Source organism: Pseudooceanicola sp. NS-SX9 (assembly GCF_057380705.1).
Genome location: NZ_CM170818.1, coordinates 2,321,992 through 2,336,849, shown reverse-complemented (window position 1 = coordinate 2,336,849; position 14,858 = coordinate 2,321,992). Strand labels below are relative to the sequence as shown.

13 protein-coding genes are annotated in these 14,858 nt (G+C 69.0%); 9 read left to right on the top strand and 4 right to left on the bottom strand.

The genetic code is table 11. From position 1 onward, the window contains the following. The first annotated feature begins 13 nt into the window (after window positions 1–13). From AC2ITM_RS11135 to AC2ITM_RS11120, 4 genes are all read left to right on the top strand, one after another. Window positions 14–961 (top strand): carbohydrate ABC transporter permease, encoded by a 948-nt coding sequence (locus AC2ITM_RS11135; protein ID WP_486466718.1) that lies wholly within the window; start codon window positions 14–16, stop codon window positions 959–961. Then, window positions 958–1,803 carry a carbohydrate ABC transporter permease gene (locus AC2ITM_RS11130; protein ID WP_486466717.1) on the top strand — a complete coding sequence of 282 codons (846 nt, stop codon included), beginning with the start codon at window positions 958–960 and terminating at the stop codon, window positions 1,801–1,803. The genes AC2ITM_RS11135 and AC2ITM_RS11130 overlap by 4 nt, the downstream gene beginning before the upstream one ends. Before the next feature lie 81 nt (window positions 1,804–1,884). Then, complete coding sequence (locus AC2ITM_RS11125; protein ID WP_486466716.1) at window positions 1,885–3,141, top strand: hypothetical protein; 1,257 nt, start codon at window positions 1,885–1,887, stop codon at window positions 3,139–3,141. 137 nt (window positions 3,142–3,278) lie between these two features. Then, window positions 3,279–4,331, top strand: a complete 1,053-nt coding sequence (locus AC2ITM_RS11120) for an ABC transporter ATP-binding protein (protein WP_486466715.1) — start codon at window positions 3,279–3,281, stop codon at window positions 4,329–4,331. Between the two features lie 173 nt (window positions 4,332–4,504). Here the strand turns inward: AC2ITM_RS11120 and AC2ITM_RS11115 are convergent, their stop codons facing one another. From AC2ITM_RS11115 to AC2ITM_RS11105, 3 genes are all read right to left on the bottom strand, one after another. Further along, the gene (locus AC2ITM_RS11115) at window positions 4,505–5,287 is read right to left on the bottom strand and encodes a siderophore-interacting protein (RefSeq protein WP_486466714.1); all 783 of its coding nucleotides are present in this window, start codon (window positions 5,285–5,287) and stop codon (window positions 4,505–4,507) included. Window positions 5,288–5,376: 89 nt separating this feature from the next. Further along, a complete protein-coding gene (locus AC2ITM_RS11110) occupies window positions 5,377–6,237 on the bottom strand; it encodes a right-handed parallel beta-helix repeat-containing protein (RefSeq protein ID WP_486466713.1) in 861 nt (286 codons plus the stop codon). 34 nt (window positions 6,238–6,271) lie between these two features. Then, window positions 6,272–7,597 (bottom strand): hypothetical protein, encoded by a 1,326-nt coding sequence (locus AC2ITM_RS11105; protein WP_486466712.1) that lies wholly within the window; start codon window positions 7,595–7,597, stop codon window positions 6,272–6,274. A gap of 281 nt (window positions 7,598–7,878) precedes the next feature. On the opposite strand from AC2ITM_RS11105, the gene AC2ITM_RS11100 reads away from it, so the two are divergent. From AC2ITM_RS11100 to AC2ITM_RS11090, 3 genes are all read left to right on the top strand, one after another. After that, entirely contained in the window at window positions 7,879–8,742 is an 864-nt protein-coding gene (locus AC2ITM_RS11100; RefSeq protein ID WP_486466711.1) for an AraC family transcriptional regulator, read from the top strand. A gap of 88 nt (window positions 8,743–8,830) precedes the next feature. Then, window positions 8,831–9,508: a YbhB/YbcL family Raf kinase inhibitor-like protein gene (locus tag AC2ITM_RS11095; protein WP_486466710.1), complete on the top strand. Its 678-nt coding sequence runs from the start codon at window positions 8,831–8,833 to the stop codon at window positions 9,506–9,508. Between the two features lie 4 nt (window positions 9,509–9,512). Beyond that, the gene (locus tag AC2ITM_RS11090; protein ID WP_486466709.1) at window positions 9,513–10,712 is read left to right on the top strand and encodes an MFS transporter; all 1,200 of its coding nucleotides are present in this window, start codon (window positions 9,513–9,515) and stop codon (window positions 10,710–10,712) included. On the opposite strand, the gene AC2ITM_RS11085 is transcribed toward AC2ITM_RS11090, so the two are convergent. After that, window positions 10,687–11,523, bottom strand: a complete 837-nt coding sequence (locus AC2ITM_RS11085) for an inositol monophosphatase family protein (RefSeq protein WP_486466708.1) — start codon at window positions 11,521–11,523, stop codon at window positions 10,687–10,689. The genes AC2ITM_RS11090 and AC2ITM_RS11085 overlap by 26 nt on opposite strands. 122 nt (window positions 11,524–11,645) lie before the next feature. Here AC2ITM_RS11085 and AC2ITM_RS11080 point away from each other — a divergent pair, with 122 nt between their 5' ends. Both AC2ITM_RS11080 and AC2ITM_RS11075 read left to right on the top strand, forming a co-directional pair. Further along, a complete protein-coding gene (locus tag AC2ITM_RS11080; RefSeq protein ID WP_486466707.1) occupies window positions 11,646–12,992 on the top strand; it encodes a methyl-accepting chemotaxis protein in 1,347 nt (448 codons plus the stop codon). Between the two features lie 1,123 nt (window positions 12,993–14,115). Continuing rightward, window positions 14,116–14,835, top strand: coding sequence for a dimethylsulfonioproprionate lyase family protein (locus AC2ITM_RS11075; RefSeq protein ID WP_486466706.1), 720 nt, complete (start codon window positions 14,116–14,118; stop codon window positions 14,833–14,835). Window positions 14,836–14,858: the final 23 nt, after the last annotated feature.

Here is a 14,858-nt window from a genome sequence, read left to right as displayed (position 1 = left end):
CGGAGCGCGGAAGATGTCCAAGCAAACGATCACTCTGGCGGGGTCCGCGATGCCGGTCGGGCGGGCGGGATCCGTCACCCGGCGGCAGCCGCCACGGGGCAGGGGCGCCTACCGGCTGCTGTTCGCGCTGCCCGCGATTGCCCTTGTGGCCTTCTTCTTCGCCGGACCCTTCATCGCCAATGGCGTGCTCAGCTTTACCCGCTGGACGGGCTTCAGCCGGGCGATCCGCTTCAACGGCTTCGACAACTTCCGCGACCTGCTGACCCTGGGCATCCTGGGTCATGCGGTGGTGGTCACGGTGATCTTCGCCGTGACCACGATGCTGGCGCAGAACCTGGTCGGGCTGATGCTGGCCAAGGCGCTGAAACGGCGGACGCTGAAGAACACGATCTTCCGCACCGTCTTCTTCCTGCCGGTGCTGATGTCGCCGCTGGCGGCGGGCTACATCTGGGCGGCGATGCTGGCGCCCGAGGGGCCGGTCAACGCCTTCCTGTCGCTCTTCGTGCCGGGGGGCGTGCATTACGCCTGGCTGGGCCATCCGGGATCGGCGCTGCTGATGGTGGGGCTGGTCGACGGCTGGAAATGGAGCGGCCTTGTCACCCTGGTCTACATCGCCGGCCTGAACAGCATCCCCAAGCAGATCATCGAGGCCGCCTATCTGGACGGCGCCACCGCCTGGCAGCGCTTCCGCCGGATCGAGCTGCCGCTGCTGGCGCCCGCCTTCACCTTCAACATCACCATCACGCTTGTCGGCTCTTTCAGTGCGCTCGACGTGATCTTTGCCACCACCAAGGGCGGGCCGGGGGATGCGACCTCGGTGCTGAACGCGGCGGTCTACACGCAGTACGGCGCAGGGCTGTTCGGACAATCCAGCGCCCTTGGCTTTACCATCGCGCTGATGGTCATCGTCACCGCGCTGCCGCTGATCGCCTACCTGCGCAGAAGGGAGCTTCAGACATGAGCTGGGTCAAGACGGACACGGGCCGCGCCGAGCGGCTGAAATACCTGGCGCTGACGGTCTTCGCGATCCCCTGGGTGGTGCTGCCCTTCTGGGTGCTGCTGGTCAATTCGGTCAAGACCGATGCCGAGGCGGCCGTGCCCTCGGTGGCGCTGCCAAGGGTCTGGGCCATCGCGCAGAACTTCGGCACGGTGATCACCGAAGGCCATTACCTGACGGGGCTGCGTAACAGCCTGATCGTGGCGGTGCCGGTGGTGTTGGCGGTGCTGCTGCTGGGGTCGATGGCGGCCTGGAGCTATGCCCGCACCCGGTCGAAATCGCTGATGGTCACCTATTACATCACCGCCCTGTCGATCATCCTGCCGCCCGCCATCGTGCCCACCGTCGTCATGCTGGCGAAGACCGGCCTGACCGGATCCGAGGCCGGCTACATCCTGGCCCTGATCGGCACCCGGGTGGGGGGGATCGTCTTTCTGACCACCGGCTACATCCGCGGTCTGCCCCAGGATTTCGAGGACGCCGCCCGCATGGATGGCGCCGGCCGCTGGCAGACCTACTGGCACGTGATCCTGCCGCTGCTGCGCCCGGTGCTGTTCACCGCCGCGGTGATGACGGTGATCAACGTCTGGAACGACTTCCTCTTTGCCCTCTACATGACCAAGGGGGCGGCCAACGCGACCCTGCCGCTGACGCTTTATAACTTTGCCAATGCCGGCCAGTACGGCGTGCGCTGGAACCTCGTCTTCGCCCATGTGCTGCTGACCAGCCTGCCGCTGTTGGTGGCCTATGTCGTGCTGCAGCGCCGGGTGATGTCGGGGCTGACCGAAGGTGGCGTCACCGGCTGATGCCTTCCCGGGCCTGCCCCGCGACCGGGCAGACCCCCCAAGACCGGCGCCCCGAAGGCGCCCCCCTCTCAGGAGACCCCCATGCTCGACCCTCTGTCCGAGGCGGCGAACGACCGCCTGCTGGCCGGGACTGCCCGCGCCGACATCACCCCCCGCGACCTGCGTGGCCTCAATCCCTTCGGTCCCGATTTCCTGTCGGTCCATGATCCGCTGCAGGCCCGCGCCCTGGTGCTCGACAATGCCGGGGACCGCGCGGCCCTCATTGCCCTCGATCTGGTCGAGGTCGGAGACACCACCGACATTCGCAACCGTATCGAGGCCGAGACCGGCATTCCCGCCGGTCGCATCCTGCTGGCGCCATCGCATTCGCACAACGCGCCCCGCATCGGCCTGGTGCCGGCGGGGGGCAAGGCGCGCATCCCGACGCCGGAATCGCTGGTCTATACCGACCGGATCTACGACACGCTGGTGGCGCTGGTCCGGCAGGCGGCAGGCCAGCTGCGGCCCGTGCGCATGGGTGTGGCCCAGGAAGCCGTCGACGTGAACGTCAACCGCGAAGCCTATGTCGAGGGCCGCTGGACGCTGGGCCACCGCCCCGAGGGGGTCTCGGACAAGCGGTTGACGGTGGTGTCGCTGATGGATGACCGCGGGCGGCTGGTGGCGGCGCTGCTGAACTATGCGGTGCATTCCACCGTCATGCTGGGCGTGCGCGAGGTCAGTGCCGATCTGGCCGGTGTCACCGCCGCCCATGTCGAAGCCGCCTTCGGGCCCGATGCCATGGCCTTCTGGACCTCGGCCGCGCTTGGCGACCAGGCGCCGAAGGTGCAGCTGGGCAACCCCGGCAAGGATCCGGCGCGCGACCGTGCCTATGCATCCGCCGCGATTGCCGCGCAGGGCTTCCTGCTGGGGGAAACCGCCGTCCGGCTGATCCGCACCACCGAACGCCACGAAGGGCAGGCGCGGATTTCCGGCGGCTTGCAGGTGGTCGCCTGTCCGGCCCGCAAGCTGGAGGTCCCCCCGGGCATGGAACAGGCCGATGTCGAGACCGTCGATCTGACGCTGACCTGCCTGACCATCGGCCCGGTCGCCCTTGCCGGCGTCTCGGGCGAGGTGACGGTGCCGGTGGCGCAGGCGCTGGCTGCGGCCTCGCCGCTGGCAATCACGCTGGTGGTCTCGAACGCCAATGCCCGCATCGGCTACCTGCCCGATGACGAAAGCTATGACCGCCGCACCCAGGCCGCCGAGGGCTGCCCCATCGTGCAGGGCTTTGCCCGCCATTCCATCGTCGAGGGCATGGCGGGGCTGATCCGCGAGGCGGTGAACGCGCGCGGCATCTAGCACAGCGGATCGGGCGGGACCGGGCCTCCCTCCGGTTTCGCCCGCCCGAGGGGGCCCGACCCCTCGCGCCCCGGCGGGCGGCTCCTGCCCGCCGGGGGGATCGGGACATACAGCCGTTTTCCAGGAGGAGGAGAAACATGGGCGCTGTCTTCATTGACGATGTACGCAAGAGCTATGGACCGCTGGAGGTGCTGCACGGCATCTCTCTGGACATCCCGAACGGGGAATTCGTGGCGCTGGTGGGGCCTTCGGGCTGCGGCAAGACCACCTTGCTGCGGATGATCGCGGGGCTGGAGGACACCACGTCGGGCGGGATTTCCATTGCCGGAAACCTGGTCACCGACCTGCCGCCCAAGGATCGCGACATCGCCATGGTGTTCCAGACCTACGCGCTTTATCCGCACATGACGGTGGCCGACAACATGGGCTTTGCGCTGAAGCTGGCGAAGGTGCCGAAGCCCGAACAGGCCCGCCGCATCCGCGCTGCGGCCGAGATCCTGGGCCTGGCGCCGCTGCTGGAACGCTATCCGCGCCAGCTGTCGGGCGGCCAGCGCCAGCGCGTTGCCATGGGCCGCGCCATCGTCCGCCAGTCCGAGGTCTTTCTGTTCGACGAACCCTTGTCCAACCTCGATGCCAAGCTGCGGGTGCAGATGCGCAGCGAGATCAAGCAGTTGCACATGCGTCTGGGCACCACCGCGGTCTATGTGACCCATGACCAGATCGAGGCGATGACCATGGCCGACCGCATCGTGGTGCTGAACCGCGGCCGGATCGAACAGGTCGGCACCCCGCTGGAGCTGTACGATACACCGGCGAACCTTTTCGTGGCGGGCTTCATCGGCTCGCCCGAGATGAACGCGCTGCCGGGCCGCATCGTCGAGGGCGCCTTTACCGCGCAGGACGGCACGCGCATCGCCCTGGGCGGTCTGCCCGGCCGGCTTGAGGGCTGTGCGGTGACGCTGGGGGTGCGGCCCGAGCATGTCTCGGTCGGCGAGGGCGGCCTGCAGGCGCAGGTGCTGACGGTGGAACCCACGGGGGCGGAAACCCATGTGGTGGCGCAGATGGCGGGGCAGGAGGTGACATTCACCCTGCGCGACCGGGTGGCGGCGCGGCCCGGGGCATTGCTGCCGGTGCGCGTCGAGCGCTATCACCTGTTCGAGGCGGGCAGCGGCGCGCGGATCGAGGTCTAGGGGCCTTGGCGGTGGCGGCGCGATCCCTCGGGTCCGCTGCCGCCAGAGGGCCGGGCTGTCCCCTGCGCCAGCCCGGGGCGGCCAGGGACGCGGGGATCGGGTGGGGCAGGTCGTCCTTGCAAAGGGGCTGCCGCAGGGCAAGAGACGGCGGCCGCAGGGCCGCCGTTTTCCTGTCAGTCGAGCTTCTTGTCGCTGGTGCCGCCCGTGCCCTCGACCCAGTAGCCCGAGGCCTTGGTCCATTCCCGCGGATGGCCGCGTTCGGCAAAGTGGTCGCGCAGGGCGCGCGCCACCCGGGCCTCGGCGCCGATCCAGATGAACCCCTTGCCGGCGGGCAGATCCAGCGCCCGGGCGGCGGCCAGCAGCGGTTCGGGGTCGGCCGCCAGCGCCACGGGGCGGTGTACCCAGGTCGTGGTCGTGGCGGCGGCCGTGTCGAAGGTCTGTTCGTCGGCGGCCCCGGGCACGGCGGCCAGCGTCAGGACCTGCACGTCGGCGGGCAGTTCCTCGGCCCGGCGGCCGATGGCGGGCAGGGCGGTCTCGTCCCCGATCAGCAGGTACCAGTCGAAGACCGGCGCCACCACGGCCGAACCGCGCGGCCCGCCGATCTCCAGTGTGTCGCCGGGTTTCGCGGCCAGCGCCCAGGCGGTGGCGGGGCCCGCGTCATGGACGGCAAAGTCCAGCGTCAGGCTGCGGGCGTCGGTGTCATAGCGGCGGGGCGTGTAGTCGCGCATCGCGGGCTTGTCGGCGCCGGTGTCGAAGAACAGCTTGATATGGTCATCGGCGCCCAGGCTGACGAAATCCGCCAGGTCCTCTCCGGTCAGCTCGATCCGGATCATGTGGGGCGTCAGATAGGTCGTGTCGCGGACGGTCAGGCTGCGGCGGCGGGCCTCGTGGCGGTGGCGGATGATGATCCCCTCCGCGCGGTCCCGGGATCGGTCCGGGGTCTCGGTCATGGTCATGACGGGTGTTCTCTCTGTCTCTTTTCGATATAACGATATTTGCGATATAACGAAATGCAAGTCAAGGGGGCGCTGCCGCCCCCCATCGGTCACGAAGCGGTGCAGTCGGTCGATCCGGTCAGCGTCCCCAGCGGCCCGTAGGCCCAGGATCCGGTGCCGCAGACCAGCGCGCTGCCGTCGGGGCTGCTGTTGGGACCGTCGTGGCGTTCCGAGCCCTCGGTCTGCAGCGTCACGCCCGATCCGTACTGCACCCGGATCGCCGCGCCGCCATTGCCGGCAAAGGCATTGGCGGTGATGTCGGCGCGGCTCATGCGGTCGACCAGAATGCCGTCGCCGCCGTTGCCTTGGATCGTGTTGCCGGTGATCCAGGCGTGGGAATTGCGGCTGACGATGATCCCGGGGCCGCTGTTGCGGGCGATGGTATCGGGCTGCGGCGGCGGCACCGGCGGGATGGCAAAGCCGATGCGGGCGGTGACGCCCTCCATCAGCTCGATCCCGAAGCCGTCGTTGTCCTCGATCCGGGACTGCGTCAGGATCACCGCGGAATTGCGGTCGGCATGCAGGCCGCCCTTGGTGCCGTGGATATGGAGCTTGTCGGCGTTCAGCACGGCGGGGCCCGACAGGTGGATGCCCTGGGTCCCGCCCGTTATCTCAAGATCGCGAAGCGTGACGCTGCTGCCCGAGACGAAGACGGTAAATCCTGCGGCCCCGGGCGGGGCGGTGGCGGGGTCGGGGCCCTGCAGCACCGCAGGTCCCTGCAGCGTGATCCCCGACAGCGCCGGGCCGATCGCCACCACGCCCCGGCAGGTGCCCGACAGCGCGATCACGTCCCCGCCCGAGGCGCCCTTCAGCGCCGCCGTCAGGTCGCCGCCCGCGTCGCAGTCGACGGGGATGGTGGCGGCCATGGCGGGGGCGCCCAGCAGCAGCGCCAGCGCGGTGGCGGCCCCCATGGGCCTACAACTGGATCTGATCATGTGCCCCCCCCTAGTGCTTTGCCAGCAGGGTTTCGATGCCGGTGGCCAGCGTTTCCGCCGCGCCCCGCGCCCAGAAGGTGCCCTGCGCCATGTAGTCGAACCGGTTGTAGTCCTGCTCCGCCGGCATGTACTTGGCCGCGCCGTTGACCATGGTGGCGACGAAGGTGTCGCGATGCCCCGAGGCCTGCCGGATCGCCACCCCGGTCGCCGCCGACAGTTCCGCCTGCACGCCGACCATGGCGATGTCGGGGCCGATCTCGAAGATGGTGACGGGGGCGGTGCCGGTGCCGTCGGGCTGGTAGCTGTAGTCGAGGCTGGGCTGCATCCTGTCGCGGTCGATCATCACCTGCTTCGGCACGGTGACGCTGCCGGTGACGACCCCCAGCGACAGGTCGGGCTGGGCGGTGATGCCCTGGGCCACGCGGATGACCTCCTGCCCCAGGCGTTCCGCCTGCAGGCGCTGCAGCAGCAGCCCGGCATCTCCTTCGGACACCCGCCCCCAGTGGCCGTCCTTCGACAGGGTATAGTGGTTCGACATGTAGAGCGGCACCTGATCGCCCGCCGCGCCGATGGAATAGAAGGCCACGGTCTGCGGCCCGTACTGCCCTTCGACGTAATCCGACAGGGCGCCGGCGATGTCGGCGGTGATCAGGCGGCCGCCGCCCTCGGTCTCGGTGCCGTCCATGACCGAGGGCTGCATGGCGAAGTTGGTCAGCACCGCGATCGGCGTGCCGTCGGCGCCATCGACCCGCAGCACATTCACCTGATGGTCCGAGGACCCCTGTTCGTCATAGCCGTGCCACCAGCCATCGGCGGTCTTCACCTGGCGGTTGACGTTGACGTGGCTTTCGCCGGTGCCGTAGCCCACGCGGGCCTGCTGCAGATGGGCGGCGGCCTGCGTCGCGGCGGTTCTGACCGCATCCGCAAAGGCCGCGGCCATTGCCTGTTCCTTGGGGTCCTTGCTGGTCACGTCGATATGCGGCGCCGAGAACGTGTGGCTGGCCTGGATCATCACGTGATCCTCGGGCAGGCCGGTGGCCTGGGCGACGATCTGACGGTAGCTTTGGATCATCGGATCGAAGATCGAGGTCAGGTCGACCTCGACCAGCGCCAGGCCGGTCTGGCCATCCTTCAGTACCAGCGCGCGCACCTTCAGCGGATCGGCCACCCGGACAAAGCGTTCGCCCGGTGTCGGAAAGACGGCGGCGGGCAGGGTGACGGTGGCGCGGGCCGCGCCGGCCTCCAGCGCCCAGGCGGGGCTGGTAAAGGTCAGGGCGCAGGTGCTGGCCAGCAGCGGCCAAAGCCAGTGTGCCAGGGTTGTCTTGGGGGCTTTCATGCAACGGTCCTCCTCGTGCGGCATGACGGGCTCCGGCGGTGGCCAGGGCCCGGAACGCAGCCGTTCCAGCAGGTTGACACCCTATCGGGCCCGGGCCTCCTTCCCGGTTGTCATTCTGGAACGGGCTGGTTCTGAAAACAGGTAAGGGGGGCGGGTCGCCCTGTGCCATCGGCAATCGCGCAAATCTAGCGTGCCGGGCGGGCGACAATCCCGGTGCCGCCGTTTCCCCGGCGCGGCGCCCGGTGTAGAACCGCCCCCAAGCCATTGCCGAAAGATCCCCCATGGATACCGCCACCGCCCTGCGCCTGCTGGACCACCACGCCCTGCGCGACACCCGCGCCGCGGTGCCGCTGGCGGGGATGGCGGAAAGCGCCCCCTTCCTGTCGGCCTTCATCGCCCGGCAGAGAGAGGTCATTCGCGACCTGCACCTGCCCTCGGCCGCGCTGGTGGTGGTGCTGGAGGGCCGCAAGGAGCTGGGCCTGGCCGGCGACACCCGCAGCTTTGCCCCTGGGCAGGTCATCGTGCTGCGCGCAGGCGTGCGGCTGGACGTGGTGAACCTGCCCGATCCTGCCACGGGGCGTTACCGGGCGCTGTTCCTGGGCTTTCCCCGCCGCTCCGAGATCGAGGCCGCCCGCCGCTGGCCCGGTCATGTGGGCGCGATGGCGGCGCTTCAGCCTTGCCCGCTGCAGGGCGCACTGGCCGAGACGCTGGTGCATTACGCCGAGGGGCTTTCGGACCGCGCGCACCATTCCCCCGCCCAGCTCGAGCACCGCCTGCTTGAGGTCATGCTGGTGCTGGCCGAGGCCGGCGCCCTGCGGTTGCAGCCGAAATACACCGCCGGATCGGTGGCCGAGGGGCTGCGTCTGGTGCTGCGCCACCGGCTGCACCTGGACTGGACGGCCGCCCGCGCCGCCGAGGCGCTGTCGCTGTCCGAGGCCACCCTGCGCCGCCGCCTTGCGCGCGAGGGCGAAAGCTTTGCCGCGATCCTGCGCGACGAACGCCTGGCCGCCGCCCATCTGCTGCTGAAGGAGCGCGGCGCGGATGTGGCGGAAACCATGGCGGCGACCGGGTTCCGGTCGCGCTCGCATTTCGCGCGGCAGTTCCAGGCGCGCTACGGGCTGCGGCCGTCGGATCTGCGGGGATGATCGCTTCGGGCGCAATTCTGCGCGGCCAGGGCACACGCCCGCGCCCCGCGCCGCGTAGACCCCGGGCAGTCATTCACCGGAGGCTTCCATGCGCCTGATCCATCTTCTGCCCCTGACCCTTTGTCTTGCCCAGCCGCTGGCGGCCGCGCCCGCGCTGCAGGTCGTGCTGCCGGGGCTGGCGGCGGACGGGCGGCTGCCCGACAGCATGGCCTTCTGCCGCGCCGACGGCACCCCGGGGCCCGACATCAGCCCGGCGCTGCACTGGCAGGCGGGGCCCGCAGGCACCCGCAGCTATGCGCTGGTGATGAGCGACCTCGACATCCCCCGCGATCTGAGCCACGCCAACCAACCCGGCCAGACCATTGCCGCTGATGCGCCAAGGGTGCGGGGCGATCACTGGCTGCTGGCCGATCTGCCCGCCACCGTCACGGCGCTGCCGGCAGGGGCGGGCGGGCAGGGCAGGGTGCCCCATGGCCGTCCGCAGGGGGCAGGCCCCGGCACCCCTGGGCGCAACGTCTACCACGATGCCTTTGCCGGGGTTCCCGCGATGGCGGGTGACTGGCTGGGCTATGACGGCCCGTGCCCGCCCGTGAACGACGCCCTTCGCCACCGCTACGTGATCCGGGTGCTGGCGCTGGATGTGACCCTGGCCGGGCTGACGCCGGGGTTCGACGCGGACCAGTTGCAGCAGGCCACCCGCGGCCATGTTCTGGCCGAGGGGCAGGTGACGGGCTGGTATGCCCTGGCCCCCGCCGGAAAGGAGTAAGGCCATGAGCGAAAACGAAGATCAGGGCGCGCAGCACTGGCGCGCCAACCTCTGGGTCTGCACCTTCGGGTCCTTCACCACGATCGTGGCGATGACCCTGCTGCTGCCGGTGCTGCCGGGCTATATCGCGGGGCTGGGGGTCGGCGATCCCGGCGCGGTGATGCGCTGGTCGGGGCTGGCCTATGCGGCGACCTTCGTCAGTGCCGGGCTGACCGCGCCGCTCTGGGGGCGGCTGGGGGATCGCTATGGCCGCAAGCTGATGCTGATCCGGGCCAGCCTGGGCATGGCGGTGGCGATGTCGCTGATGGGGCTGGCGCAGGATGTCTGGCAGCTGACGGCGCTGCGGCTGCTGGTGGGGCTGCTGGGGGGGTATTCCTCGGGGTCGATGCTGCTGGTGGCGGCGCAGACGCCGAAGGACCGGCTGACCGGCGCCCTTGGCACGCTGTCGTCGGGGGTGATGGCGGGCACGCTGGCGGGGCCGCTGATCGGAGGCATCCTGCCGGCGCTGATCGGCATCCGCGGCAGCTTCCTTGCTGCCGGAGGCGTGATCTTCCTGACCTTCCTTGCCACCACCTTCCTGCTGCACGAGGACACCCGGCCGCGCCCCGCCAGAGCCGCCACGGATCGTCGCGGCGCCTGGGCCTCGGTCGCGCATCCGGGCCAGGTGCGGCTGCTGCTGTGCTTTGCCGGGCTGCTGGCGGTGGCCAGCGTCTCGATCGAGCCGATCCTGGCCAGCTACGTCGGCCTTTTCGTGGCGCCGGGGCAGGTCAGCGCGGTCTCGGGCGTGGTGCTGGCGGCGGTGGCCGTCGGGGCGGCGGTCTCGGGGCCGGTGCTGGGGCGGCTGGCGGACCGGTTCGGCCCGGGCCGGGTCCTCAGCCTGTCGCTGGCGGTGGCGGCGGTGCTGCTGGTGCCGCAGGCCCTGGTCACCCAGGCCTGGCAACTGGTGGCGCTGCGGCTGGCGATGGGGCTGGCGATGGGCGGGGTGATGCCCTGCGTCAGCACCCTGATCCGCCGCGCCGTCCCGGAAGGGCACAGCAGCGCGATCCTCAGCTATTCCGTGTCGGCGCAGTACCTTGGACAGGTGGTGGGGCCGGTGACGGCGGGGCTGGTGGCATCCGCCATGGGTCCCCGGGCGGTGTTCTGGGCCATCGCGCTGATCATGGCGGCGATGGCGGTCCTCAGCCTGCGGAACCCGCGTCGCTAGGGCCGCGCAGTGCCAGCGCGCCAAAGCCCGCCCGCGCCAGATCCGGCGCCAGCGCCGGGGGGGCCGCCAGCACCGGGCCGGTGCGCAGCAGATCCTCCAGACCCTCCGGGTAGGGGCCGGTGCAGCCGCCGGCCTCTTGCACCATCAGCAGGCCCGCCAGGCAGTCCCAGCTGTTCATCGACACCTCCAGATAGCCGTCCGAGCGTCCCGTCGCCACATAGGCCAGCGCCAGCCCGCCCGAGCCGCCGCGCCGGATGCTGGCGCCCGCCTGCAGCAAACGACGCTGGATGCCCAGGTAGCGCTCGGTTGCGGCACGACGGGACCAGCCCAGCTCCAGGTTGGCGGTGTCCAGCGTCGCGGTGGTGCTGACCCGCAGCGGCTGGCCGTTCAGCGTGGCGCCCTGACCGCGCCGGACGAACCAGTGTTCGTCGGTGACGGGCTGGCTGATCGCGCCCAGCTCGCACCGGCCGTCCTGGCAAAAGGCCACGATGTTGCAAAAGTGGGGAATGCCCTTTGCAAAGTTGGCGGTGCCATCAATCGGATCGATCACCCAGGTGTCGGGGCCGGGGGTGCCGCCGCCTTCCTCGCCCAGGATGGCATCATCTGGAAAAGCCCGGGCGATCTCCTCCCGGATCAGGGCTTCGACTGCCAGATCCGTTTCGGTCAGGACGTCCTGGGGGCCTTTCAGGGTGATCTGTCCCGGGTGTTGGAACCCCTGCAGCGACCGGGCCGCAACCCTGGGCATCAGCGCTGTCAGGAAGGCGGCGCGGGCGGCAAGAGCGTCATCGGGGCAGGCGGCGGGCAGAGGCATTCCAGGGTCCTTTCAGGCGGCGTCGGGCCGCAGTAGCGGGCGCGGGTGACATCCGCGTGACGGTTCATTCTATTGCAAGAAATGGGCCCTAGCCTTTGCCGACCTGGACCGGAGAGAGTGGAATGGGCATCTGGAAACGTTCGGCGCATGGCGCCAACACGCTGACGGCCGAGGATACGGCCGTGTTGCAGATCGTGGAAGCCACCCAGGCGGTGATCCACTTCGAACCCGACGGCAAGATCATCCAGGCCAATGCGAATTTCCTGCGCACGCTCGGCTATTCCGCCGAGGAGGTGCGCGGCAAGCATCATTCGATGTTCGTCGCCCCCGAGGTCGTGTCTTCGCCCGAATATGAACGGTTCTGGCAGCGCCTGCGCGCCGGGGAACCATTGACCGACCAGTTCCCGCGGATCGCCAAGTCTGGCAAGGTGGTCTGGATCCAGGCCACCTACGCGCCGGTCCGCGACGCCCAGGGGCAGGTGATCCGGGTCACCAAGATCGCCACCGATGTCACCGCGCGCCGCAACGCCATCGAACGGCTGTCACAGGCGATGGAACGGCTGCGCGAAGGCAATCTTGGCGATCGGGTGGAACCTTGCGGTGTCCCCGATCTGGAGGTCCTGGGCGAGGCCTATAACGTCTCGGTCCAGACGATCGGCCGGATGCTGATGGATGTGCAGTCGGTGGCCTCGGATTTCGAGGCCGTCAGCGGCCAGATCGGCGCCACCACGGTCGAGCTGTCGCGCCGCAGCGAAAGCCAGGCCGCCACGCTGGAGCAGACCGCCGCCGCGATCGAGGAACTGACCGCCAATGCGGTACAGGCGGCCGAGAACGCGGTCAGCGTCCAGAATGCCGCGAACGAGGCCCGCAATGCCGCCGAATCAAGCCGCGGCCTGGTCGAGGAAGTCGTCCAGGCAATGGCCAAGATTTCCCATTCGGCCACCGCCATCGCGCAGATCCTGACGGTGATCGACGACATCGCCTTCCAGACCAATCTGCTGGCGCTGAACGCGGGTGTCGAGGCGGCGCGGGCGGGCGAGGCGGGTTACGGCTTTGCCGTGGTGGCCTCAGAGGTGCGGCTGCTGGCCAGCCGGACCGCTGATTCCGCGCGCGAGATCAAGCAGCTGATCGCCAGCAGCTCGACCCATGTCTCTGAAGGGACCGAACTGGTCGACCGCACGGGCCAGGAGCTGGGCGAAATCTTCGAGCGTGTGGGTTCTATGTCCGACCGGATGCAGGCGGTGGCACGGATGATCGACGAGCAGACCCGCACCATCCGTGAAATCAACACTGCGGTGAACAACCTGGATCAGTTCACACAGCGCAATGCCGCCATGGCGATCGAGACCGCCGATGCGACGCGCAACCTTGAAGGCCGGAGCGCCGAACTGCGCGAGCGGACCTCGCAATTCTCGGTCGGACGCGGTGGCGAAAGCGGAACGCCTGGTCTGCAGCGCCGCACCGGCTGAAGGGATTGCCCGCGAGATTCAGGCGACCTGTCCGGCATGTCGCAACCTGTCCTGGCGCAGGGAAGCGGGCCGGGACTGCCGTTGTGTCTGGTCAGGGCGGATTGTGTTGCAAAACGCTGCAACCCGAAAATTGTCTTGAAATCTGGGAATATTGTTCCGTCAGGCCGCCCTTTGGGGAGCCCTATTTGCATAGGGGCGGCCTGACGGGAAACCATCCAGCAGATCTGGCCGGTTCGGCCAGCTCAACAACTTTTTCAACACGATCGGCGGATGGTGCCATTGCGGGATCGGATGGCCTTTGGGTTCGGCCGGGTTGTCTTGCAGACTGGACGCAGGATAAATTTCTCCGTCTCCGTCTCCGTCTCCGTCTCCGTCTCCGTCTCCGTCTCCGTCTCCGTCTCCGTCTCCGTCTCCGTCTCCGTCTCCGTCTCCGTTTGGGGCGGCGCCTTTGGACGGGTGGGACCCGTGGCGCAGATATGGTCGCCATCCCGGGCGGGCGAAGGAAAGGGCCGATGCGCAGGCACGTCGGGTGCGATCCCTCCGGGATCTGGGCCGGGCTGCACGACGGCCTCCACCGACCGAGGCGACGGGTCAGGCAGAGGGAATGCCGTCTCGGGTCGGCTCAGATGAAGGGGCTGGCCTGGCGGATATCCCCGCATGCGGTGTCGGCAAGGCGGGCGACAGGTCCGGTGGTGCGGCGGATCAGGCCGGGCAGAACAGCAGAACAGTTGACATGGGGCTGCCGATCCGGGGCAAATGACTATTTTAAAATCAGTTTTCAATGTAGCGATGCGGCACTCGCGGCGCTTTCGTATGGCGCTTTCCGGGAATGGGCGAATCTTTCTAGAAGATGGCATGACACTGCCGTTCCGCACCCGCGATTGCCTGTCGATCCTGTCGTCGTCACAGGGGGGCTGCGGCGCGACCGGCCGGGACCCGGATCCTGCCGCCATGGTTCCGCCGCCGGATGTTGGGGGCCCGATCCCGGGGGGCGTCGACCAGCAGGCCTCCGGGGATCCCGCTTTCGACGGCTCCTCCCGTTGTAAGCCCCCAAGCCCTGTCTTCGGTGGCACTTGCCGCCGCAGGACCCTGTTTTTCATGACTTCAACGTCCCGAGATCCCCATGACCGATCTTCCCGAAGAGATGCCGCCGACCCTGGCGACCCCTGACCAGACCTGCCTGCGCGACAGCCCCGGCTGGCTCTACCTGCTGCGCGAATTCGAGGCGCTTTACCGGCATGGTTCGGCTGGGGGCAGCAAGCATATCCGTGCGCATCGCAAGAAGGTGCGCGATACGCTGTCGATGGTGATCGCGCGGGATCCGGTGATCACCGGTCTGCCACCGGCGGAAAAGCCCGTCACCGCGCATTTCTCCAGGGCGCTGGATCTGGGGGAGCGCGGGTCCATGCAGGGGATGGCGCGCGCCCTGCGCGAGATGCGCGGCCATCTGCATTGGCAATACGGATACGAATCCATGCCCAAGCCGCTGGCCCGGAAATACGCCTATTGCGAGATCGCGGGGCCCGTCGGACCGGTCCAGTCTGACCGGCTGATCCTGGGGTTCGTGCTGTTCGCGCCCAACACCACCTATCCTCAGCACAGCCATGCCGAGATCGAGGAAAGCTATATCTCGATTGCCGGCGCCTGGTCCGAAAACGACAAGGCGGTTTACACGCCCGGCTCGCTGATCCTGAACCGGCCCGGAGATGAACACCGCATCACCACCGGGGAATTGGATCCCTGCCTGCTGGCCTATGCCTGGATCGGCGCCGAGGACCGGCTGGCCGCCCCCGGCATGAAGCTGACCGCGCCGCGCCGTGCGCGGGCTGCCCGGGGCATCTAGGCCCGGGGCCTCAGGCCAGGTCA

What these genes read in the sequence shown, in the direction of transcription:
- AC2ITM_RS11135 (WP_486466718.1), top strand. Translation starts at nt 14, where the DNA reads ATGTCCAAGCAAACGATCACTCTGGCGGGGTCCGCGATGCCGGTCGGG.
- AC2ITM_RS11130 (WP_486466717.1), top strand. Translation starts at nt 958, where the DNA reads ATGAGCTGGGTCAAGACGGACACGGGCCGCGCCGAGCGGCTGAAATAC.
- AC2ITM_RS11125 (WP_486466716.1), top strand. Translation starts at nt 1,885, where the DNA reads ATGCTCGACCCTCTGTCCGAGGCGGCGAACGACCGCCTGCTGGCCGGG.
- AC2ITM_RS11120 (WP_486466715.1), top strand. Translation starts at nt 3,279, where the DNA reads ATGGGCGCTGTCTTCATTGACGATGTACGCAAGAGCTATGGACCGCTG.
- AC2ITM_RS11115 (WP_486466714.1), bottom strand. Translation starts at nt 5,287, where the DNA reads ATGACCATGACCGAGACCCCGGACCGATCCCGGGACCGCGCGGAGGGG.
- AC2ITM_RS11110 (WP_486466713.1), bottom strand. Translation starts at nt 6,237, where the DNA reads ATGGGGGCCGCCACCGCGCTGGCGCTGCTGCTGGGCGCCCCCGCCATG.
- AC2ITM_RS11105 (WP_486466712.1), bottom strand. Translation starts at nt 7,597, where the DNA reads ATGAAAGCCCCCAAGACAACCCTGGCACACTGGCTTTGGCCGCTGCTG.
- AC2ITM_RS11100 (WP_486466711.1), top strand. Translation starts at nt 7,879, where the DNA reads ATGGATACCGCCACCGCCCTGCGCCTGCTGGACCACCACGCCCTGCGC.
- AC2ITM_RS11095 (WP_486466710.1), top strand. Translation starts at nt 8,831, where the DNA reads ATGCGCCTGATCCATCTTCTGCCCCTGACCCTTTGTCTTGCCCAGCCG.
- AC2ITM_RS11090 (WP_486466709.1), top strand. Translation starts at nt 9,513, where the DNA reads ATGAGCGAAAACGAAGATCAGGGCGCGCAGCACTGGCGCGCCAACCTC.
- AC2ITM_RS11085 (WP_486466708.1), bottom strand. Translation starts at nt 11,523, where the DNA reads ATGCCTCTGCCCGCCGCCTGCCCCGATGACGCTCTTGCCGCCCGCGCC.
- AC2ITM_RS11080 (WP_486466707.1), top strand. Translation starts at nt 11,646, where the DNA reads ATGGGCATCTGGAAACGTTCGGCGCATGGCGCCAACACGCTGACGGCC.
- AC2ITM_RS11075 (WP_486466706.1), top strand. Translation starts at nt 14,116, where the DNA reads ATGACCGATCTTCCCGAAGAGATGCCGCCGACCCTGGCGACCCCTGAC.